This is a genomic window from Alistipes sp. Marseille-P5061, from assembly GCF_900290115.1.
Classification (GTDB): domain Bacteria; phylum Bacteroidota; class Bacteroidia; order Bacteroidales; family Rikenellaceae; genus Alistipes; species Alistipes excrementigallinarum.
Genome location: NZ_LT985749.1, coordinates 267461 through 288658 on the forward strand (window position 1 = coordinate 267461; position 21198 = coordinate 288658).

General features: G+C 64.6%; 17 protein-coding genes and 2 riboswitches. Of the genes, 12 read left to right on the forward strand and 5 right to left on the reverse strand.

Features of this window, described 5'->3' with window-relative positions; translation table 11 throughout:
* Positions 1-36: 36 nt before the first annotated feature.
* Positions 37-1011: a calcium/sodium antiporter gene (locus tag C8267_RS05000; protein WP_106633897.1), complete on the forward strand. Its 975-nt coding sequence runs from the start codon at positions 37-39 to the stop codon at positions 1009-1011.
* Here the strand turns inward: C8267_RS05000 and mutY are convergent.
* Positions 987-2060 carry an A/G-specific adenine glycosylase gene (gene mutY, locus C8267_RS05005; RefSeq protein ID WP_199792078.1) on the reverse strand — a complete coding sequence of 358 codons (1074 nt, stop codon included), beginning with the start codon at positions 2058-2060 and terminating at the stop codon, positions 987-989. The two genes, C8267_RS05000 and mutY, sit on opposite strands and share 25 nt — an antisense overlap.
* A gap of 84 nt (positions 2061-2144) precedes the next feature.
* Here mutY and C8267_RS05010 point away from each other — a divergent pair, with 84 nt between their 5' ends.
* The 5 genes from C8267_RS05010 to C8267_RS05030 all read left to right on the forward strand — a co-directional run bounded on the left by C8267_RS05010 (position 2145) and on the right by C8267_RS05030 (position 5335).
* Positions 2145-2435 (forward strand): GNAT family N-acetyltransferase, encoded by a 291-nt coding sequence (locus C8267_RS05010; protein WP_106633898.1) that lies wholly within the window; start codon positions 2145-2147, stop codon positions 2433-2435.
* Positions 2436-3163: 728 nt separating this feature from the next.
* Complete coding sequence (locus C8267_RS05015; protein ID WP_087361505.1) at positions 3164-3583, forward strand: DUF2141 domain-containing protein; 420 nt, start codon at positions 3164-3166, stop codon at positions 3581-3583.
* Positions 3584-3627: 44 nt separating this feature from the next.
* On the forward strand, positions 3628-4278 hold the full coding sequence (locus C8267_RS05020) for a hypothetical protein (RefSeq protein ID WP_087361507.1): 651 nt from the start codon (positions 3628-3630) through the stop codon (positions 4276-4278).
* 134 nt (positions 4279-4412) lie between these two features.
* On the forward strand, positions 4413-5063 hold the full coding sequence (locus C8267_RS05025) for a hypothetical protein (protein WP_106633899.1): 651 nt from the start codon (positions 4413-4415) through the stop codon (positions 5061-5063).
* Complete coding sequence (locus tag C8267_RS05030) at positions 5048-5335, forward strand: winged helix-turn-helix domain-containing protein (protein WP_087361511.1); 288 nt, start codon at positions 5048-5050, stop codon at positions 5333-5335. The genes C8267_RS05025 and C8267_RS05030 overlap by 16 nt, the downstream gene beginning before the upstream one ends.
* Before the next feature lie 286 nt (positions 5336-5621).
* Here C8267_RS05030 and C8267_RS05035 read toward each other — a convergent pair whose 3' ends face one another.
* Both C8267_RS05035 and C8267_RS05040 read right to left on the reverse strand, forming a co-directional pair.
* Entirely contained in the window at positions 5622-8324 is a 2703-nt protein-coding gene (locus C8267_RS05035; RefSeq protein ID WP_106633900.1) for an AsmA family protein, read from the reverse strand.
* Complete coding sequence (locus C8267_RS05040) at positions 8321-8770, reverse strand: GNAT family N-acetyltransferase (RefSeq protein WP_106633901.1); 450 nt, start codon at positions 8768-8770, stop codon at positions 8321-8323. Before C8267_RS05040 ends, C8267_RS05035 begins: the two co-directional genes overlap by 4 nt.
* A gap of 66 nt (positions 8771-8836) precedes the next feature.
* Positions 8837-9039: riboswitch (cobalamin riboswitch) on the forward strand.
* Positions 9040-9126: 87 nt separating this feature from the next.
* Between C8267_RS05040 and C8267_RS05045 the strand changes: the two genes are divergently transcribed.
* The 6 genes from C8267_RS05045 to crcB all read left to right on the forward strand — a co-directional run bounded on the left by C8267_RS05045 (position 9127) and on the right by crcB (position 15870).
* The gene (locus tag C8267_RS05045) at positions 9127-10191 is read left to right on the forward strand and encodes a DUF5074 domain-containing protein (RefSeq protein WP_442778176.1); all 1065 of its coding nucleotides are present in this window, start codon (positions 9127-9129) and stop codon (positions 10189-10191) included.
* Between the two features lie 4 nt (positions 10192-10195).
* Positions 10196-11086 (forward strand): hypothetical protein, encoded by an 891-nt coding sequence (locus C8267_RS05050; RefSeq protein WP_106633902.1) that lies wholly within the window; start codon positions 10196-10198, stop codon positions 11084-11086.
* A gap of 24 nt (positions 11087-11110) precedes the next feature.
* On the forward strand, positions 11111-13180 hold the full coding sequence (locus C8267_RS05055) for a TonB-dependent receptor plug domain-containing protein (RefSeq protein WP_106633903.1): 2070 nt from the start codon (positions 11111-11113) through the stop codon (positions 13178-13180).
* The gene (locus C8267_RS05060; RefSeq protein ID WP_106633904.1) at positions 13177-13860 is read left to right on the forward strand and encodes a DNA alkylation repair protein; all 684 of its coding nucleotides are present in this window, start codon (positions 13177-13179) and stop codon (positions 13858-13860) included. The genes C8267_RS05055 and C8267_RS05060 overlap by 4 nt, the downstream gene beginning before the upstream one ends.
* Before the next feature lie 216 nt (positions 13861-14076).
* Positions 14077-14805: a polyprenol monophosphomannose synthase gene (locus C8267_RS05065; RefSeq protein WP_106633905.1), complete on the forward strand. Its 729-nt coding sequence runs from the start codon at positions 14077-14079 to the stop codon at positions 14803-14805.
* A gap of 499 nt (positions 14806-15304) precedes the next feature.
* Positions 15305-15375: riboswitch (Fluoride riboswitch) on the forward strand.
* A gap of 117 nt (positions 15376-15492) precedes the next feature.
* Positions 15493-15870, forward strand: a complete 378-nt coding sequence (gene crcB, locus C8267_RS05070) for a fluoride efflux transporter CrcB (RefSeq protein ID WP_087361528.1) — start codon at positions 15493-15495, stop codon at positions 15868-15870.
* A gap of 175 nt (positions 15871-16045) precedes the next feature.
* On the opposite strand, the gene C8267_RS05075 is transcribed toward crcB, so the two are convergent.
* Together C8267_RS05075 and C8267_RS05080 are read right to left on the reverse strand one after the other, a co-directional pair.
* The gene (locus C8267_RS05075) at positions 16046-18829 is read right to left on the reverse strand and encodes a hypothetical protein (protein ID WP_106633906.1); all 2784 of its coding nucleotides are present in this window, start codon (positions 18827-18829) and stop codon (positions 16046-16048) included.
* Between the two features lie 20 nt (positions 18830-18849).
* Complete coding sequence (locus tag C8267_RS05080) at positions 18850-21186, reverse strand: fimbrial tip adhesin FimD (protein ID WP_158699717.1); 2337 nt, start codon at positions 21184-21186, stop codon at positions 18850-18852.
* Positions 21187-21198: the final 12 nt, after the last annotated feature.

The window sequence follows — 21198 nt, forward strand, 5'->3', positions numbered from 1 at the left end:
GCGGCGCACAACCCCTGAAAAATCCCTTTTCTCAACATGGATATCTTTCTGCTCATTCTCGGACTGGCGCTCATCCTGGGCGGCGCCAACTTCCTGACCGACGGCTCGGCCGCCCTCGCCCAGCGCTTCCGCGTCCCGGAGTTCATCGTCGGACTGACCATCGTAGCGGTGGGCACCTCGACCCCCGAGCTGGTGGTCTCGGTGCTCTCGGCCGCCGCGGGCAACAGCGACGTGGCCATCGGCAATATCGTCGGGTCGAACATCTTCAACGTCTTCCTCATTCTGGGCGTCTGCGCCCTCATCGCGCCGCTGCCCCTCACGGGGGGCAACATCCGCCGCGACCTGCCCTTCCTGACCGCCGTCTCGGTGCTGCTGTTGCTGCTCACCTCGGACCGTCTGCTGGGGCTGGGCGAGGTGGATGCCATCGGCCGCATCGACGGCATCGTCATGCTGCTGCTCTACATCGCCCTCATCCGCTACACCATCCGCGCCGAGCGCCGCACGGCCGCTCAGGCAACGCAGACGACGCAGACGACGCAGACGGAAAAGCCACAGCGGAGCAGGTCGCTGTGGCTCATCGTGGTGATGATTGCGGGAGGTCTTGCCGGACTGATCTTCGGCGGCGAGCTCTTTCTCGACAGCGCCACGGCCATAGCACGCGCGCTGGGCGTCAGCGAGTCGGTGATAGCCATCACGCTCGTGGCGGGTGGCACGTCGCTGCCCGAGCTGGCCTCGTCGGTGGTCTCGCTGCTCAAGGGGAAGTCCGAAATGGCACTGGGCAACGTCATCGGCTCGAACATTGCCAACATCCTGCTGATTCTGGGCCTCAGCGCGACGATTCACCCGCTGACGCTGGGCGGCATCACGCGCATCGACCTGCTGACCGTGCTGCTGAGCTCGGTGCTGCTCTTCGTCACGGCCTTCACCTTCCGCCGCAAGGCCGTCGACCGCTGGGAGGGCGCCATCTTCCTGGTGATTTACGCACTCTATATCGGATACCTCGTCAGGTAGCGCTCGATGAGGCGCGGCACGGCGTAGTCGTCGAACCGCTCCGCACGCACGCGCACCACCCCGTCGGGTAGCCGCTCGGGAAGGTGCTCCACGCGCAGCCGGTGGAACGTGGCGTGGAGCAGCTGGTGCGAGAGGCGGTGGGGAGGCATCGCCACCGAGGAGAGCCACATGCAGGCGGCGCCGCCCGTCAGCTGCGCGAACTCCTCCTGCGCGGGCAGCTCCGCCGCATCGAGCGGACGGTCGCGCTCCACGAGGGGAAACTCGTACAGGCCGCGCCAGATATCCCGCCCGTCGCGGCGGTGCAGGAGCAGCTCGTCGCCGCAGAGCACCACCACGTAGGCAAACCAGCGGTCGCGCACCTTCGTGCGCCCCTGCTTGACGGGCCGCACGGCAACCGTACCGGCCGCCAGCGCCAGGCAGTGTTCCGCCAGGGGACACTCCCCGCAGCGGGGCTGCTGAGGGGTGCACTGGAGCGCTCCGAAGTCCATAATCGCCTGATTGTGAAGCGCTGCACGCCCGGGCGGCAGCAGTGAGGCAGCAAGCTCGGCAAAGCGGCGGCGCCCCTGCGTGGTGTCAATCGGAAGGTCGAGGTCGAAGAGGCGCGCCAGGACGCGGAAGACATTGCCGTCGAGCACGGCAAGGGGTGCATCCGAGGCAAACGAGCAGATGGCCGCCGCCGTATACTCCCCAACGCCGGGCAGCGCGCGGACCTCGTCGTAGCGTTCAGGGAAGCGGCCGCCATATTGTTCGGCAATCAGCCGGGCGGCGCGGTGGAGGTTGCGGGCACGGCTGTAGTAGCCCAGCCCCTGCCAGAGTTTCAGCACCTCCTCCTCCGAAGCGGCAGCCAGAGCTCTCACGTCGGGGAAGCGCCCGACGAAGCGCAGGTAGTACTCCCGCCCCTGCTCGACGCGGGTCTGCTGGAGAATCACCTCCGAGAGCCAGATGCGGTAGGGGTCGCGCGTATGGCGCCACGGCAGGTCGCGTCCGAAACGGGCATACCACGCACAGAGGATATCGGAAAAGGCGTTCACTTCGGGAAAAGGCTTCATTCGGCGGATAAAGATAGGGATTTTTCCACTTTTCGGAACTATTTTTGGGGGAGGCAAGATTCACGAACCAACAAACACCACACCATGAAACGATATACGCTTCGACACGACCCGGCACGGCAACGCTACTCGTTCGACCTGGGCGACGGGGAGCAGGCCGTCATCGACTACCTGCGCAGGGGTGACACGCTGCACCTGCTGCACACGGGGGTGCCATCCCGCTTCGAGGGGCAGGGCATTGCCGCAGAGCTGACGGAGGCTGTGCTCACGGAGATTCGCGCGCAGGGGCTGCGGATAGCTCCCGAGTGCAGCTACATTGCCCGCTACATCGAGCGCCACCCCGAGTGGCGCCAACTGGTGGCCGGGCGGTCGTAACGCGACGTCCATTCGCCCGTCATGCGGGGTAAGTCGGCGGCAGCGGCACCTTTTTCCGGCGCAACGGTTCAGCTTGCCGGAAGCAGCGGCTATTTCATCTGTTTTCTTCAGCTTTTCGCCGCCGAAAAGTAGCAAAAGCCGCTCCGACCCGTCACGCGGGCGGCTGCCTGCGGCCCTGTGGGCGGCGTCGGGCGACCATACGGGTTTGCCAGCAAACCTTCCCCGACGCTTTCCGCACCCCGGCCGCAGGCCTCTTCTTCGCCCTCGTGACATAGTCGGAGAAAATCCCCCGTCTTAAACAAGAGACCAAACCCTGCGGCTCATATCCGCACCTTTTCATCCGCAGAGGGCTCTATGGAAAGGACGGCAACCTTCCACCACCCATTTTCTTCTGCTTTTCGCCGCCGAAAAGCAGCAAAAGCCGCTCCGGCCTGTCACGCGGGCGGCTGCCTGCGGCCCGGCTGCGGCTTCGGGCGACCATACGGGTTTGCCAGCAAACCGTCCCCGACGCTTTCCGCACCCCGGCCGCAGGCCGCTTCTTCGCCCCCGTGACACAGTCGGAGATTTTCGCCAAACGAAAAATTTTGCGTCGAAAATTTGGTTTATATTATAAACTAATTTATATTTACATCAGAAAACGGGGAGAACCGGGCCGCCGACCTGCCGGGAAAAGGCAGCCAAACGCGACCGGGACCCGAAAAAACACCAACCGCCTAAAATTGCAAACGATGAAAAAGAGTGTAACCTGCATGGCCGCGCTGCTCTGCACGGCGACCGTTCTGGGTGCAAACCCCGGAATCACAATCGCGAACCTCCGCACCGACCGAGGAAAGGTTCTCTGGATGCTCCGCGAGGCGAACGGAAAGAGCCAGATGGGCATCGAACAGCCCGCCGCTGGCAAGGCAACCATTGTTCCGGAGGCCATCAGCGCCGACTCAGCCACGCTCTACGCCTTCCTGGACGAGAACGGCAACTACACGCTCGACCGGAACGCAGACGGGATGCCGGCCGAGGGGTGCTGCACCCGCACCATCCGCCGGGAGGAGCTCGGCGACAGCGTCCGCGTGGAGCTCCGCTACGAATTCGGCCGGAAAAACCCCAAGGAGACTCCGGAGCAGGTGCCCGCCGGGGAGCCCGCCACAAAATAGACCGACCCTTCATTCCAAACACCAATCATAAAAAAGTCTGAACCATGGAAGAGAAACAACTGGATGCCCGGGAGAGCCTCGAACTCATCACCCGCATGATTCGCAACACGCGCCGGCGCCTCGAACGCAACTCCGAACGCCCGTTCCTGGTCTGGGGCTATACGACCGTCGCCATCTCGCTGCTCAACTACGCGCTCCGCATCACCGGGGCCGACCCGAACTGGAGCCTCACTTGGTTTCTGATTCCCCCGCTGGGCGTACTGCTCATGCGTCTCTTCCCCGCACGGAGGAGCACGGAGCCCCGCACGGAAATCGACCGCATCGTCAACGCCCTGTGGCTCGCCTGCTCACTCTCGCTCATTCCGATTTTCATCCTCGCACTGTGCCACGGCCTGCAATACCGCCCGAGCATCTATGCGCTCATCGCGCTGGTCATGTCGATTGGGACCACCGCAACGGGCTTCATCGTCCGCTCAAAGGTCTACACGACGGCCGGCCTGCTCGGCATGGCGGGAACCGCCGTACTCGCCCTCTGGGACTTCATGCTCGCAAGGCTCGCCGGCTCGCAGGAGATGGACAGCACGATGCTCCACAACGAGATTCTGATTTTCGCAGCCATCTTCGTGGTGATGATGGTCATCCCGGGCCACATCATCGGCTGCCGGAACCGACGCGAGGCGGCCGAAGAAAAATAGCCGCAGCCGCGCACCGCCGCAGACGAACGTGCCGCAACAAGCCGCAGCCGGACCTGCCGCGCCAACCGCCTCAGCCGCAGCCCGGCACGTCAAAATAAAAACTATTTCGTACCTTTGCAGAAACGGAACGCACCATGAAATCCGAAAAACCGGAGACCAATACTCTTTCCGAACAGGAGGCGCTCGAACTCATCGCCCGCGTCTTCGACCGCAACATGCGCCGCATGAACTTCGTCCGCGGCGAGCTCTTCATCGTCTGGGGAGCACTCGCGGCACTGACCGCCCTGGCCGAATACGCACTGCTCCGCTGGACCGGCAGCCCGCAAGTGCTCTGGAGCGCCCTCATTCCCTTCACTGCCTGCTACCTCTTCACGATAGGGCAAAGCCGCCGCAAGGGCATCGTCCGCACGGGATTCGACGACCTGCTGCTGCTCATCTGGGGCTTCCCGGCGATGACGGCCCTCGCCTCGGCAGCATACGCCATCATCAATCCCGAAAATACGCTCAATCCGGCAGGAATCGCACAGCTGCTCTTCTCGGGAGCACTGCTGGTCACCGCCGAGTTTTTCCGCGGCAAGGGGAGCAACCACTCGGGCTCGTTCGCCGCATTGGTCGGCCTGGGTACGGCCGGTTTCATCGCGGCATTCACCTTCACCTTCAGCTCGCCGTTCGACCTTGCATCGGGCAACTGGCTGCTGCAGCTGGCCCTCTGGTGCACGCTGCTCGTCATGCTGCCCGGCTTCATCCTCCGACATATCGCACGCAAACCATGTTCAAGGAGCTGAATCCCCTGCTGCACTCCGAGTTGCGGCTCGCCGTGATGTCGATACTCATCGGTGTCGAGAGTGCCGACTTCGTCTTCCTGCGCAACGAGACGGGGGCGACGGCCGGCAACCTCTCCGTGCAGCTCGACAAGCTGGCCAGGGCCGGATACATCGAAATCGAGAAGGGCTTCCAGGGCCGCAAGCCCCGCACCCTCTGCCGCATCACCGACGCCGGCCGCGATGCCTTCGCGCAGTACGTCGAGGCGCTCCAGAGCTACATCCGCCCCCGATAGGCGCCCAAGCATCCGCACAGCCGAAAGGCCCGCGCAACCGGGCCGGGCGCTCCGCTTTCGCTGCAACGCTCCGCCACAACCCGCCTCCCGCCGCTACGGGAGGCTGTTTTTTTCGAAGAGGAGTCGGGAGCCGGCAGCCGGCAGCCGCCCGCCGCAGTCGGAACGCAAAGTTGCCGAACCGTAGCGGCACAACGCCGGCCCGAGGCAGCAAACGAGCACAAAAAAAGGCCGCCGCAGAGTTTCGGACTCCGCGGCGGTCTCTTTACATTTCAACCGGCAGGAACGGCTACTGGGCCTTCGAGGCGAGTTTCTCAATCTGCGCCTCGGCCTCGGCCGTCAGCTTGTCGGCCTGCTTGCGCGCCTCGTCGACCAGCTTGTCGCCGGCCTTCTCGGCCGCCAGCTTCGCAATGGGGTTCTTCGCCGCGTCGACCAGCTTCGTGCGCTGCTCCTCGGCGGCCGCAATGAGCTTCTCACCCGCCTTGCGCGCCTCCTCGCGCAGCTTGGCTGCCTGCTCCTGGACAGCCTCCGAGAGCGATTCGTTGCCGGTGAGCTTCTGCACCTGCTCGTCGATGAGGTTGCGGGCCGCCTCCTCGACCGCCTCCTTCACCCCGATGGTAATCTTCGGGTCGGTGAAGGTTCCGCCGATGCCGACGTTGACCTTCGAGAGGACGCCGCCCGTAGCCGAAGCGGGCAGGGCCACCTGGGCCGTATAGTCGATGCTCTGGTCGAGCCCCGTCGAGCCCGAGAGGTTGAGCGAGACGTCACCCATCTTCAGGTCGAAGGGCTTGGTGGTGAGCCGCCCCTGGCGAATCGAGAAGGGAATGACGACATCCTTGGCGCGGATAGAGCTCAGCGCGTCGTTGCCGAGCGTCTTGGCCAGCACCTCGAAGGCCTTGAGCTGCTCGATGTGGATGTCGGCCGAGCGCAGCTCGCCCTGGGCATCGAGCGACATGAGGTCGGGCTCCATCGCCTGGTCGAGGTTCATCTTCATGTCGAGCGACATGGAGTAGACACCGCCGGCCTTCTCGAAGAGCGGCACGATGCGCTGCACCATCTCCAGCTGCTCGAAGGTCCGGGCGTAGGAGGCGTCGGTGAAGCCGAGGTTGAAGGCGAGCGCCGGATGGGCGGCGTCGCCCGTCGAGTAGCTGCCCGATGCGGTCAGCGAGCCGTCGAAGGCCTTCATGCGCAGTCCGTCGAGCGAAAGGGTGCCATTGGCCACGCGCACCTCGCCCGAAAGCTGCTCGATAACCATCTTTTCGTAGAGGAGCTTGCCCACCTCGGTACGCAGCGAGAGGTTGAGGTTGCGCGGAATCTCGACCGCCTGAGCGGCCGCATCGCCCCCGGCCGGAGCCTCTTCCGCGGCGGACTCTTCGGCCGCGTCGCCCTCGGCCGTTTCCGTCGAGGAGAGCGAGGCGAGGATTTCATTGAGGTCGAGCAGCTTCGAATTGACGTAGAGCCGTCCCGAAAGCGTCGCACCGCGCAGCAGATAGTCGATGTAGTCGGTCAGCTGGCCGTTGGCCGCAAGGTCGCTGCCGCCGATGGTCAGGCTCAGCTCGCCGAGCGTCATGGCCTGGGGCGAGATGCCGGCAGCGGCGCGGCGCAGGCCGATGGCGGGAAGACCGGGCAGCTGTGCGTCGACGTTCTCGACCACGAAGTTGCCCGAGGCCGAAACCCGGTCGTAGCGGCGGTTCTCGACGTCGGACATCCGTCCGGCGGCGCTCAGGTCGGCTTGGATGAAGCCCTTGAGCGACATGCCGTCCTCGAGCGGGTAGACCTCGCCGATGTCCGCAAGGTCGAGCTTGCCCTCGAGCGAGGCACGCAGGTCGGGGTCGCTGACGAGCGTCGTGCCGTGGAAGGTGGCTGCGAGCGAGTTGTCCCCCATCCGCAGGCCGAACGTCGGGATGTCGACCACCGTGCGGTCCATCACCCCGCCGGGGTTGGTCACGCTCGCCTGGATGTTGATGTCGGAGACCGCCTTGGGAAGCGATGCATACTGGAAACCGCCGTTGCGCACGCCCAGCTCGAGGCCGAAGGCCGGCAGCTCGGCGCCGCGCAGCTCGCCTTTGGCCCAGAGCGAGAGCGTCAGCTCGCCCGAAGCCGAGAGGCCTCGGTAGTTGCGCGTATAGAAGGCCGGGATGAGCGACAGCACATCCTTGAACTCGACGCGCTCGCAGCCCAGACTGAGGTCCATCGCCACGGCATCGTCGCCCAATTCGGCCCAGCCGTCGAGCGTCGCCTCGATGGCGTTGAGCCGCAGCTTGTTCTCCTTCAGCTCGAAGCGGTTCTTCTCAAGGTCGGCCGCCACATCGGCATTCAGCTCGATTTCGGCATTGCTCAGCAGCGTCACCACACCCGACGAGAAGGTCGTCTCCTCGGTGCGCATCCGCAAATCGAGCGTGCTCTGCGCCGCCGAGAAGTCGCCGCGCAGGCGCAGCAGCGGGAGCAGCGTGCGGAACGAGGTGTGCGTCGAGTCGTCGACGTAGGAGAGTGCCGCGTCGGTGATGCGGAAGTCGCGCACCGAAAGGCTGAAGGCAGAGCCCGTGTCGGTGCTCTCCTCCTCCGCGGCAGCCTCCGCCTCGGGCTCCTCCTCCGAGGGTTTCATCAGCAGCCAGTTCACGCTGCCGTCGGCGAGCTTGCGGGCCCTCAGGTCGGGCTTCGCGATGAGCAGCTTGCGCACCTCCAGCCCCCCGTCACCGAGCAGCGACCAGGGGTCGACCACCACCGAGAGGCGCCCTACGGAGGCGATGGTATCCCCCTCGAAGGGGGCCACACCCACGAGCGTCACCCCCTTCAGCTCGAGCGAGGCGTTGGGGAAGTGGCGCAGCAGGCTGATGCCCAGCCGCTCGAAGTCGAGCCGCGGGACGAGCATCGCGTTGGCCTCGGTACGGACCAGTTCGGCAATCTTGCCGCGCAGGAAGATGGGGGCCGTCAGCACGACCACCAGCAGGACGGCAATGACCGTCACCGCAATTTTCAGAAACTTTTTCATAGGTCAACCTTCTTATTCATGTCGAAGCGGAACAGGGTGCTCCCCACCTCTTCGAATCCACATGTGCGATAGAGTGCATGGGCCGCACGGCGCGCGGGGTTGGAGGTGAGCATGAGGTGCTGCACCCCTTCGCTCCGGGCCAGCTCCAGGGCCTTTTCGACCAGTAGGCGTCCGACACCACGGCCCCGCTCGCCGGCATCGACCACCACATCCTCGACCCATCCCTTGCGGCCCGAGGGGACGTCGTACCACACCAGGGTCAGCACCCCCACGATACGCTCCCCGTCGAGGGCGGCCAGCAGCGCCGCGCAGGGCTGGGCAAGCAGCCGCCCGAGCACCTCGCGCGAGGGCGCACGAAGCCCGCCGGAGAGCTGCGGAAGCAGCCGCGCAAGCGCCTCCTCCAACCCGGCGTCGAGGGTCGTCATCCGTCGAATTTCGAGAGCCATGGACACTATTTTTTACAAAGATAACTTTTTTGGAGGATTTTCGGACGACAATCTGCCAAAAAAAGCGTACTTTTGTCGCGCATCGGTTCCGCAGGGCGCACCTTCGGTGCGCGCGGATGAAAAGGGAATGCCGTGCGATTCGGCAACAGTTCCCGCTGCTGTAAGCCGCAGCAAACGCTCCGATACTCCTCAGCCACTGCCCCGCACCGGGGCGGGAAGGCATCGGAGCGGCGGCAAGTCAGAAGACCTGCCGGTGCACTCCATCGATAAGCGCCCCGCGGAGAATGGGGCCCGACGTCGTCCGCGCATTTCCGCCCGTCCGCGCCTGCCGTCCCGCTCCGCCGAAACGAACGAGGATGAAACGACTGCTGCACGCACTCTGGCGCATGCTTCCGGCCGCATGCGCCGCCACGCTGGCCGCCTGCATGGATTTCGGTCCGCTCGACGAAGAGCCCTTCGGCTTCTCGCAGGGGGGTGTGTTCATCACCTGCGAGGGCAACTTCGGCAGCGACAACGCCTCGCTCTCGTTCTACCGCACCGATGCGGAGGAGGTCGAAAACGAGGTCTTCTCGCGCGCCAACGGCATGCGGCTGGGCGACGTGGCGCAGTCGATGGCCCTCCACCGGGGGCGCGGCTACGTGGTGGTCAACAACTCGGGCGTGGTCTACGTCATTGACCCGGCAAGCTGCACCGTCACGGGGCTCATCGAGGGGGTCGTCTCGCCCCGCTACATCCACTTTCCCAACGACACGACGGCCTACATCACCGACCTCTACGACCCGCGCATTACGGTCGTGGACACGCGCTCGAACCGCATCCGCGGACGCATCGCCATGAACGGCCACAAGTCGACCGAGCAGATGGCCCAGTGGGGCGACGAGCTCTTCGTCAACTGCTGGTCGTACGACAACAAGCTGCTGGTGGTCGACCTGCGCACGGAACGGCTGGTCGACTCCATCGAGGTGGGGCCGCAGCCCACGTCGCTCGTCTGCGACCGCTACGGCAAAATCTGGACCGTCACCGAGGGACGCACCGAGGGGATTCCCGCCGTGCTCTACCGCATCGACGCCGCCACGCGCGTCATCGAGCGGAGCTTCCTCTTCCCCTCCGGCGACCACCCCTCGGAGCTGGTGCTCAACGGCCGGCGCGACACGCTCTACTACCTCGACCGCGACGTCTGGCGCATGTCCGTAAAGGATGAGTCGCTCCCCGCGACCCCCTTCCTCCCCTACGCCGGGACCACCTACTACGGTCTGGGGGTCGACCCGCGCAATTCGGAGGTCTACGTGGCCGACGCCATCGACTACGTGCAGCACGGCGTCGTCTACCGCTTCACGGCCCGGGGCCGCGCGCTCGACACGCTCCGCGTGGGCATCACCCCCGGCAGTTTCTGTTTCTGGCAACCTGAGCAAAATCAATAACGACATGAAACATACCCGCATCATCACCCTTCTCGGCGCCGCAGCGCTGCTCGCCGGCTGCAACTCGGGCGAATCGACCACCACCAAACGCGTCATCGAGCAGGCGGCCACCGTCTTCGAGTATACGCCCGCCCCGGGGCAGTTCATCAACGAGCCGCTGAGCGGCTACACCGACGTCACCACCCCCGAAAAGGCCTGCGCCTACGCCATGCAGCGCTTCGCCTCCCGGCTCTACGTCTCTCTCGGCGGCTGGGGCGGCTATCTGGTGGTGGGCTTCGCCGAGCCCGTGCCGCAGAACGGCGGCGGCGAGCTGCTCGTACGCGGCAACTCCTTCGTCAACTCCTCGGAGCCGGGCGTGGTCTACGTCATGCGCGACGAGAACGGCAACGGACTTCCCGACGACACGTGGTACGAGCTGCGCGGCAGCGAGTACGACCGCAGCACCCACGGCTACTCCATCACCTACACCCGCCCCGCGGGGGCGAACCAGCCCGTCGCCTGGCGCGACAACAAGGGCGGCAAGGGCGAAATCGCCCGCATCGGCGAACACACGCAGGAGAGCTACTACCCCGCATGGATTGAGGCCGACGAAGTGAGCTTCACCGGCGTGCGGCTGCCCGACAACATCGTCCGCAAGGAGGTCGAGGGGACCGAGTCGAGGACCACGGCCCCCTTCGCATGGGGCTATGCCGACAACTACTCGTCGCAGGACCTCATCGGCGGCTACAACACGCTCAACATCTCCGACGCCGTGACGGCCGACGGTGCGCCCGCCAACCTGCCGCAGATTGACTTCGTGAAGGTCCAGAGCGGCATCAACGCCTCGGCGCCGCTCATCGGCGAAGTCTCGACCGAGGTCTGCGGCGTGGCCTGCTACCGCGAAGTCACCGAATAACCCATCCGCAACGCCCCGCCTACGATGCTCCGCCGCCTGCTTCTCTCGATTGCGCTTCTGGCTGCCCTCCGACCCGCGGCACGGGCCGCCGCGCCGGAGGACTCGCTCTACGTGCGCGACATCGAACGGGTCGAAATCACCGGCACGCGCCCGATGAAGGAGATTGGCGTCCAGCGCACGAAGCTCGACAGCATCGTCCTGCGCGACAACATCTCCTCGTCGCTGGCCGACGCACTGACCTCCGGCTCGACAATCTTCATCAAGTCGTACGGCCGCGCGACGCTGGCCACCGCCTCGTTCCGGGGCACCTCGCCCTCGCACACGCAGGTGACGTGGAACGGCATGAAAATCAACTCGCCGCTCTTCGGCCAGGTCGACTTCTCGCTCATCCCCGCCTACTTCATCGACAACGCCACGCTCTACCACGGCGCCAGCTCGGTGGGCATCACCGGAGGCGGGCTGGGCGGCGCCATCACGCTGGCCACACGCCCCGGCGACGAGGAGGGATTCCACATGCGCTACATCCAGGGCATCGGCTCCTTCACCACCTTCGACGAGTTTCTCCACCTGAGCTACACGGGAGCGCGGTGGAGCGCCTCGACGCGCCTGCTGTGCAGCACCTCCGAGAACGACTTCCTCTACCGGAACTACCACACCAAGGAGTTCGAGACCGACGCCGACGGCAACATCGTCGGCACGAGCTACCCGCTCCGCCGCAACCGCAACGGCGGCTTCCGCGACATCCACCTGCTGCAGGAGCTCTACCACACCTTCGGCGACGGCAGCCGCCTCTCGATTGCCGCCTGGTACCTCGATTCGCACCGGGGCCTGCCGCTGCTCAGCTCGGACCGCAACGACGAGAAGTCGAAGAAGGACCTGCAGGACGAGCGGACGCTGCGCGCCACGGCAGGCTGGGAGCGGCTCGCAAACGGCCTGAAGCTCGACCTGCGGGCGGGCTACACCTACACCGACCTGCGCTATGAGCGGCTGCAGGACCCCGAGGGGCAGGGCAACTTCCTCACGATGACCGACTCGCGCAGCTACGTCCATTCGCTCTTCGCCCGCGCCGGAGCCGAATACGCCCTGCGGGAGAAGTGGCTCTTCACGCTCGACGTCACGGCCTCGCAGCACATGGTCAACAGCGGCGACTTCTCGCTCATCGACAACACGACGGGCGAGTATGTCCGACAGCTCGACGACCGCTCGCGCTTCGAGCTGTCGGGATTCGCCGCCGTGAAGTGGCGCCCCGTACCGCGGCTGGGCGTGGCGCTCAACCTGCGCGAAGAGCTCTACGGCGACCGCACGACGCCGCTCATACCGGCGCTCTTCGTCGACTGGCTCGCCTCGAAGCGGGGCAACGTCGTGCTGAAGGCCTCGGCGGCGCGCAACTACCGCTACCCGACGCTCAACGACCTCTACTTCCAGCCGGGCGGCAATCCCGACCTGCGCCCCGAGCAGGGGTGGACCTTCGATGCGGGGGGCGAGTTCTCGCTCGGCGGCCCGAGCCGCTCGCTCAAGGGGTCGCTCACCTTCTTCGACTCGGAAATCGACGACTGGATACTCTGGCTGAGCGACGGCGCCAAGTCGGGCATCTACACCCCGGTCAACGTCAAGCGGGTCCACAGCTACGGCCTCGAGCTGAAGGTGGACGCCCGCGCCGAGCTGGGGCGCCGCTGGAGCCTGCGCTTCGACGGCAACTACGCCTGGACACGCTCCATCAACCGGGGCGACCCCTTCAGCCCGGCCGACGAGTCGGTGGGCAAGCAGCTGGTCTACATCCCCGAGCACTCGGCCGCCTTCACGGCCCAGCTTCAGTGGCGCCGTTGGGTGCTGAGCTACAAATGGTGCTGGTACAGCACCCGCTACACCATGTCGAGCAACGACCGCGACCATCTGGGCTACGTGCCCCCCTACTTCATGAGCGACGTGGCGCTCGAGAGGCTGCTCTCGTGCCGCTGGGCCGACTTCACGCTCAAGGGGTGCATCAACAACCTCTTCAACGAGGAGTACGAGACGGTGATGGGGCGCCCCATGCCGCGGCTCAACTACTCCTTCTTCATCGGCATCACCCCCAAATTCGGCAAAAAACAATGAACATCCGCGAACGGCTCCTTGCGCTGGGCGAACCCGCCTACCGCGACTTCAGCGCCTCGCTGCTGCCCGGCGTCGAACACATCATCGGCGTACGGCTCCCCGCGCTGCGGCGGCTGGCCCGCGAAATCGTGCGGGGCGACTGGCGCGCATACCTCCGCAGTGCGGAGGAGTACTACTTCGAGGAGCGGATGCTGCAGGGGATGGTCATCGGCTATGCGCCCTGTCCGGTCGGCGAGTTTCTGAGCCTCACGGCGGCACATCTGCCCAAAATCGACAACTGGAGCCTCTGCGACAGCTTCTGCCGGCGGCTCCGCCCTGCCGAGCGCGAACCCATGTGGCACTTCATCGAGCCGCTGTTCCTCGCCGACGGCGAGTACGAGGTCCGCTTCGCCGCCGTGACGGGGCTCAACAACTTCACCGACGGGGAGCACCTCGACGCGCTGCTCCGTCATCTGGGCAGCGTCCGCCACGAGGGCTACTACGCCCGCATGGCGGTCGCCTGGGCCGTCTCGGTCTGCTACGCCGCCGACCCGGAGCGGACCGGGGCCTGGCTGGCCGGGGAGCCGGGGCTGCCCGCATGGAGCTTTCGGATGAGCCTACGCAAAATCCTCGAGTCGCGTCGCACCACACCGGAGCAGCGGGCCGAAATCCGGCGGCTCGGGACGCTGCACCGCCCGTAGCGTCCGCCGGGCGGAGGGGCCAGACCGGGTCGAGCAACAGAAGCGCAGAAAAGCCCGCCCGGGTCACAGGGCGCAGAGGCCCCATCCCGGCGCCGAATCCGGCGCGAGTGTGGAGAAAACGGGCCGAGGTGCTCCACTTCTGCAAAAAAATGCTATCTTTGTAAAATCGCGGTCGAAACGTCGCGGCCGCATCACACGGAAAACGCCGCACAGCCCATGCGCAAACTGGTTATCATACCGACCTACAACGAGCAGGAGAACATCTCCGCAATGATTGACAAGGTCTTCTCGCTGAGCGAGCCCTTCGAGCTGCTGGTCATCGACGACGGCTCGCCCGACGGCACGGCCGCCATCGTGCGGCGCCGTCAGGAGGAGTTCCCCGAGCGGCTGCACCTCATCGAGCGGAGCGGCAAGCAGGGGCTCGGCACGGCCTACCTGACCGGTTTCGAGTGGGGGCTGAGCCGCGGCTTCGACCTCATCTGCGAGATGGACTGCGACTTTTCGCACAATCCCGACGATTTGGTGCGCCTCTGCCGGGCAGCCGAGCAAGGGGGCGACGTGGTGGTGGGCTCGCGCTACGTCGAGGGGGTCAACGTCGTCAACTGGCCGATGTCGCGGTTGCTGATGTCCTACTTCGCCTCGAAATACGTGCGCCTGGTCACCGGGCTTCCGCTCCACGACGCCACGGCGGGCTTCGTCTGCTACTCGCGCCGGGCGCTGGAGGCCATCGACCTGCACGCCATCCGCATGAAGGGCTACGGGTTCCAGATTGAGATGAAGTATACGGCCTGGAAGCTGGGCATGCGGCTCTGCGAGGTGCCGATTATCTTCACCGAGCGGCGTCGCGGCTCTTCGAAGATGAGCAGCGGCATCTTCGGCGAGGCACTCTTCGGCGTGCTCGGCCTCCCCTTCCGCCGCATCCGCGGCCGTGCCGGAAAGGCGTAACCTCCGACCGGCCTTTTCGCCCCCTCCGGCTGCCCCCTTCTTCATGTTCTTCCTACCCTGCCTTGACGCGCGGCCACACAACCACGCTATCCTGCCTTGCCACGCCGCCCCGTCTGTCGCCCGGTCTTTTCTCCCCCCGCCCGTTCTCTCCTCGCCGCCCACCCGGCCGCCCGCCGTTCCAGCCCTGCGGTACGACCCGGTCTGTCGCCCTGCCCGCCGCCCGGCCTCCTGACTTCACAGCCACTCCGTCACCCGTCCGCCCGCCGCTCCATCTGCCATCCCTATGCCCCCTGCCTTATAACCGCTCTCCGGTCCACGGCTCCGCCTTTCTAACACCCCGAACTCCCCGCTCCGCCACCCCACCGCTCGGCTGCTCTGGAAAATACCTCTCCCGGCGGTTTCGACCGACTCCTCCCGGCCGAACTGTCTCCCTCGGCACGCAAGACAGCAGATTTAGCCGGGAAAAATTCGTTTTTTCACGCCGAAGCGGTATCTTTGCAGCCGCAAAGGCAATGGTATCTGCCTCAAACCGCCGCCCGTTCGGGATGTGCTGATGATACCTGCATAAACGTGGAGCACACGCTCCACCCAGGCAGTCGTTATGGCGGTTCATAAATTCACAACAGATTGGTCGGCCCGGACGTGCGGCAAAACCCGCCGCACGGAGCCCTTCAGACACTTCACGCTATGGTAAAGACCCTCTTTTTCATCGGTGCCGGAAGTTTTGCCGGCGGTATTGCACGCTACCTTCTTTCGCGGCTCATCCAGAGCCACGCCGCCTCGGGCTTTCCGTGGGGGACGCTGGCGGTCAACGTCGCCGGCTGCCTGGCCATCGGGCTGCTCTACGGTCTCTTCGAACGGGGGAACCTGCTCAACGCCGAGCTGAGGCTCTTCCTCACGGTGGGCTTCTGCGGCGGATTCACCACCTTCTCGACCTTCATCCACGAGAACTACGCCCTGCTGGGCGGGCAGCAGTTCCTCCACTTCGCAGGCTACGCCCTGCTGAGCTTCGCCCTGGGCATGCTGGCCGCCCACCTGGGCCATCTGCTCGTCCGGGTCTTCTGACCCCGCGCGGCGCAGCCACACCGGCGGCCGACACGCTCGGCCCCTGCCCCACAAAACGACAAAAGGAGAGCCACCCCTTTCGGGATGGCTCTCCGCTCTTATCGGCAGTTGATGCTCCGGGGCACCGCACGCGCATCCGGCCACACCGGACCGCCGCAGCCGCCTTCCGGAACCTCTATTGAATCGTCCAGTTCTTGCTCAGCACGAGGTCGGGCGAGGCGAAGAGCGCCTCGAGCGAGGTGACGGCGCCGTAGCGCTCCGAGCTGTTGAGCGGCGAATAGAGAATCGTCAGGTTGGCCGTCTTCCACTCGAAATCATACTCGCCGCGCAGCGTCAGCGTATAGCGTCCGTTAGCACCCACCGTAAAGTAACCGATGCGCGTACCGTCCGTACGTTCGATGGTGACGAAGGCATCCTCCTCAACCGGCTGCACGGTCGCATCGCCGGGATTCGAGGTCTCGCCGTAGCTCATGACGCCCTCGATGGGCCGGTTGGTCAGCGTCACGCTCTCGGAGGTGAACGAAATGGTCTCATCGGAGGAGATGCTCACCGTCTCGCCGCTCACAATCTCCTTCGTCACGAAGTGGAACATATGCTGCGTCGATGCCGTAACCAGATATTCGTAGCCGACACGCCCCGTCTCGTTCACGGCCGTGAGCCCTTGGTCGCCATAGGCCGGGTCGGGCTCGAGGTTTCGGGTAGCGATGAAGCAGGTGTACTGCGCATTGCCCGGCGAGATGAACTCGGTGGTTTCGGAGGTGAAACCGCTCGTATCGAAGCTGACGGTCACGGGCACGCCCGGGCCATAGGGAATCATCTGCGTGCCATCCTCGCCCCGCACGTCGAAGTGGAAGGGGAAGTAGCCGTAGGTCGCAAGCTCCATCGTCGCCGAGGCATACTGCGTCTGCTCGTCGGCAATGCGAATCGGCTCGTCGCTTACGGCCACACGGGTCCGGAAGCGAAGCGTATAGACACCCTCGCCATTGCGGTCCGAAGCCTGGGGCGTATAGCGCAGGTAGCGGCCGTTGGCCTCCATCTCGGGGTCGCTCGCCATCTCCTCCATGCCGGTCTGACCTTCGGCCGGGTCGAGGTTGTTGGTATAGATGCGCACCGTGGTTCCGGGGTCGCCGGTCACGGCGCCGCCCGTCTCGGAGACGAAGCGGAACTGGAGCGTCAGCTCCGAACCGGCAATCTTCGGCACGAGGGCGTACTGGATGCGCGCCGTATAGTCGCGCAGGCCGACGAACTCGAGCATCCGGCTGTCGTTGGTCACACGCAGGCGTTTGGTCACGGGCTCAAAATGCTCCGCCTCGAGGAGCACGGTGCTGTTGTTGTCGTTCAGGGCCCGGGTCGTGCGGAAGTAAATCCGGTGCGTGCCCGTCGTCTGGGCCTCGTAGACGTATTTGTAGGGCCACTGCGTCTGCTCGCCCCACTCCTCATCGGGGTAGTCCTTCTGGAAAATCAACCGCAGCGGCGTCTCGGAGGTACCCGTAATCTCGTTGGCCGAGATGCGGCACTCGAGCGGAAGCAGCTCCTGGGGATAATCCTCCGGAATCTGGAAGACCAGCGTCACATCCTGGTCGCTCACGCTGCCGTTGATGCCCGAGCTAATCCAGACGGGGGTGAAGACGAAGGGGCGGACCAGCATCAGCGAGACCGTACGCGAGAGCGCTCCGGCACGGATGCTCAACTCGGCATGACGCGCCGTGGCACCGGCGGCAAAGGGGACTATTTCGACCGTACCCTCACCCGTCCGGGTATCGTAGTTGTTGACCACCATGTCGGTCTGGGCCACACGGTCGTTCGAAAGCCAGCTTACCGAGGGGGCCGTGAGCCCGGTGGTCGAGCCGTCGAGGTTGCAATACCGATAGGCAATCGTATAGCGTCCCTCGCTGCCGTCGAGCAGGTGGGTCGTCCGCTCGACCGTGAGCACGCGCTGACCGTCGGAGATGGTCGGCACCTCGGGCGAGACGGCCACATAGACGTCGTTGACGGGGACACCCTCCTTCGCCTCGGCGAAGGTCGCATAGGCGGGCGAGCTGGCCAGCGACTTGCGGATAATCACCTCGTACCACATGTTGCGGTAGATGGGCCACGGGGTCTTGTCCTCACGCAGGAAGAGCACCTTGTAGTAGGACCACTCGGGGGCTCCCACGGCACGCCCCTTGACAATCAGGTAGGTCTGGTCGCCCTCGGGGTTGGGGTCCTCGAAGATGTAGCGGTACTGGTCGTGGTCGACATCGGCGGCGTCGGTCGCCTTGACGGCATTGGTGGGCAGCGTCACGTAGAGGTTGGGATAGGAGCCGTCACCGGCCGTCGCATCCCACCCGAAGGTGAGCGACACGGGGTCGAACGGCGCTACGGTGCCGTTGGCGTAGGTGTTGCAGATGGAGAAGCCGTCGGTCTCGAACTCGCCGGCCAGGCTCTCGTCGACCCGCACCTCGATGCGCGCCTGGTTGCGCACCATCTGGATGTGGATGCTCTCGCCCGAGGTGAAGTCGCCCTCGTGGCGGTACTCCGACCAGTAGACCATCTTGCCCGAGGTGGACTCGAGCAGCGGAATGACCGAGGTGACGTAGCTGCCGACGTTCTGCGCATCGTCGAAGTTGTCGAGGTTGGCATTGGCCACGAAGTGGATGATGCGGGTGCTCGACGGAATCTGGAGCGTGAACTCACCCTCCAGCACGGGGGGCGCCGTCTTGACGTCGGCCCGCACGCGGCTGATGAACATGCCTCCCTCGCCGAAGCAGAAGGCATAGAGCGACTGGATGCCCCAGCCGTCGTTGTCGACGCTGCGCGTCTGGACGACCGTCATGTCGGGCACCGTCACGGTACCGGTGAGGGTGACCGTTCCGTCGGCCGACGGTGTCGGTCCGCCCGCCGACCGGGTCGGGTCCTCGCTGCAGGCCGCAAAGGTGGCTGCGGCCAGAAGGAATATCGCTGCAAAAAGACGTTTCATACGCTTTTCGATGTTTTACGTTATTTGTCGGCCTTCACGTCGCGCACGCAACGGACGGCGGGCTCATTCTGAGAAGTCGAGTAACCGCCCCAGTCAGTACCTCCCTCTGAACCGAAATCGTAGGTGCTGATTCCGTACTTATTCTTGTAGGGGCCATCGGCGCACCAGTACCAATAGGCCCGGAAGGTCTGCTTCACGACACTCGGGTTAGGGTCTGCTGTCGTACCGGGTCGCTGATAGTAGGTCAACACATCCATCTCGGCGCGGGTAGGCAGACGCCAGTCATCGTAGACGACTCCGGCCGCAGTCTTCTCTACATACTGTTTGCAATGCTGTTCAACCTCGCTCCGGTTACCCCATGCTTTAGTGCAACCCAACTGCGAGGCAACCATCAGCGACGGAGACACAAGCAGATTGTTGTCCGGAGTATTGACCGTATAACCATTGGAATCGGTCTGGGGAATACCCAAACGATGCTGACCGTTGGTCGAGGTCATATGCAGGTGATAGATGCGCGCATTATTCAGGTTCACCGTAACCGGTTTTCCGCCAAACAGACTCCAGTCCGTATACAGTTGAAGATTCCAGTCGTTATCGTGCCCCCAACTTATCGGATTGTTGTAGTAATATTGATAAATTACCGACTCTCCATTCGTTGCATTGGTCGAATAGACGACCATCGAGAAGAACTGCAGGTCCCAGAAGCCGATTACGTAACCGCCGCCCGAACCGGCGTAAATTCTATCGCCACTGGTTGAATTGCGCGTAGGGGCCTGTTCATAGCTGAAGCAGCTGCTGTTGGGCTGTCCCAGCGTTCCGTCATCCACATAGGAGTACCACGACTGCTCCGAAGTAAAGTACTCCAGCGGATACTGCTCCACAAAGAGCGTATCGGTCACGCCCTGCTGGTTCTCCACCGAGATGCGGATGTATTTCGGCACGTTGTTGGTCGGCGTCGCGCTTGCAATCTTCAGATAGCCCGTATATCCGGCTTCGTCCGACTGACTCAGCGTCGGGTAGAACTCGCCGGCCGCAACCTGCTGCTTCCGACCGTAATCGTCGAAATAGTAGGCCTCGATGACCCGCGTTTTGGTCGTCGCCATGTCGAGCGGGCTGGTCGAGATGAAGTAGACCGAATCCTGCGTGGTGTTGGCCATCGTAAGCGCATTGCGCTTGAGCACGAGGAACTGCAGGTCGTCAGGGTTGACGTCGATGGTGATTTTCTGCCAGTCGAGAATCTCGAACGTGCACTGCGGGTCGAGCTCGACAGGCACCTCGGGGGTTGAGGAGCCCAGCGTGCGCAGCGTCGCGCGTACGCGGTAGAGGTGGTTGCGCAGCAGCTTGTTGTTCGCATCGGCATCCTGCCCGTAGTTGAGCTGCACCTTGTAGTAGTTGTGCGACTTCTGCTCAACGGAGGCCTCGCCCAGCGGCTCGCCCGCCGCCGTATAGCGCTGCGTGCGGACCGTAATCGGAATGTCGACGTTGACAAAAGTCTCCTGGTCAATCGTATGTGCGCCGCTCCAGTCGTTGGGATAGCAGTAGAAGGAGAGCGTCGAACGGCTGTCGCCGATGACCTCGAAGCTGGTCCACGCCTCGTTCGTCACCAGATGGCCCTCCAGCTCGGCAAGCGAGAGCTCGTGTCCGGCGACCATGCGCACCCGGTCGGCCGCATTGTGCAGACGGCCGAGCGTTCCGCCGAAGAAGGCATACGTCGTCTCGACATATCCGCCGGGGTTGTCCGCCGCCGTATCATCGCTCCGCACGGGGGCGCCGATGGTCACCTCGACGCACACCTTCACGGCCGCACGCGTCAGCGGCACCGTGACCTCGACCAGATTGCCCGTGCCGTCGTTGAGCTGCGCGGAGGTCTCGCCCTCCATGAGCAGCGACTGGAGCGTCGACTCGGTCCGACTCGTCAGCTGCGACGTCACGGCCACCATCTCGGCAAGTTCCGAACGGCTCGGCCACGAGGCCTCCTCCTCGGGGAAGGGGGCGTTGCCGTCCTCGCCGTCGCGGTAGTTGGCCACCACATGCACCTCGTAGGGCTGGCCTACGACGAAATCGGTTGCCAGTACCTGGCTCAGAGGCACCGGAGCGCCGTTCTGGGGGATGGAGAGCCGCTCGTAATGGAGGCACTGCTCGCCGTCGTAGATGAAGACGTCGGCCGTCTCGACCCGGCTTTCGGAGCCGGTGCCGGCCTCCTCGCCCTGGACCGTAGCCTCATCCCCGGTCGGGAACTGCAGGTAGATGCGTCCGCGCTCCGGCTGCCACTGCGACCGGGGCTCCTCCGTCGAGCAGGCCGTGAGGGCCAGCGCCGCGGCCGCGAGAATCATCGAATATCGGTATATTCGTATCATAATGCGTTCCTA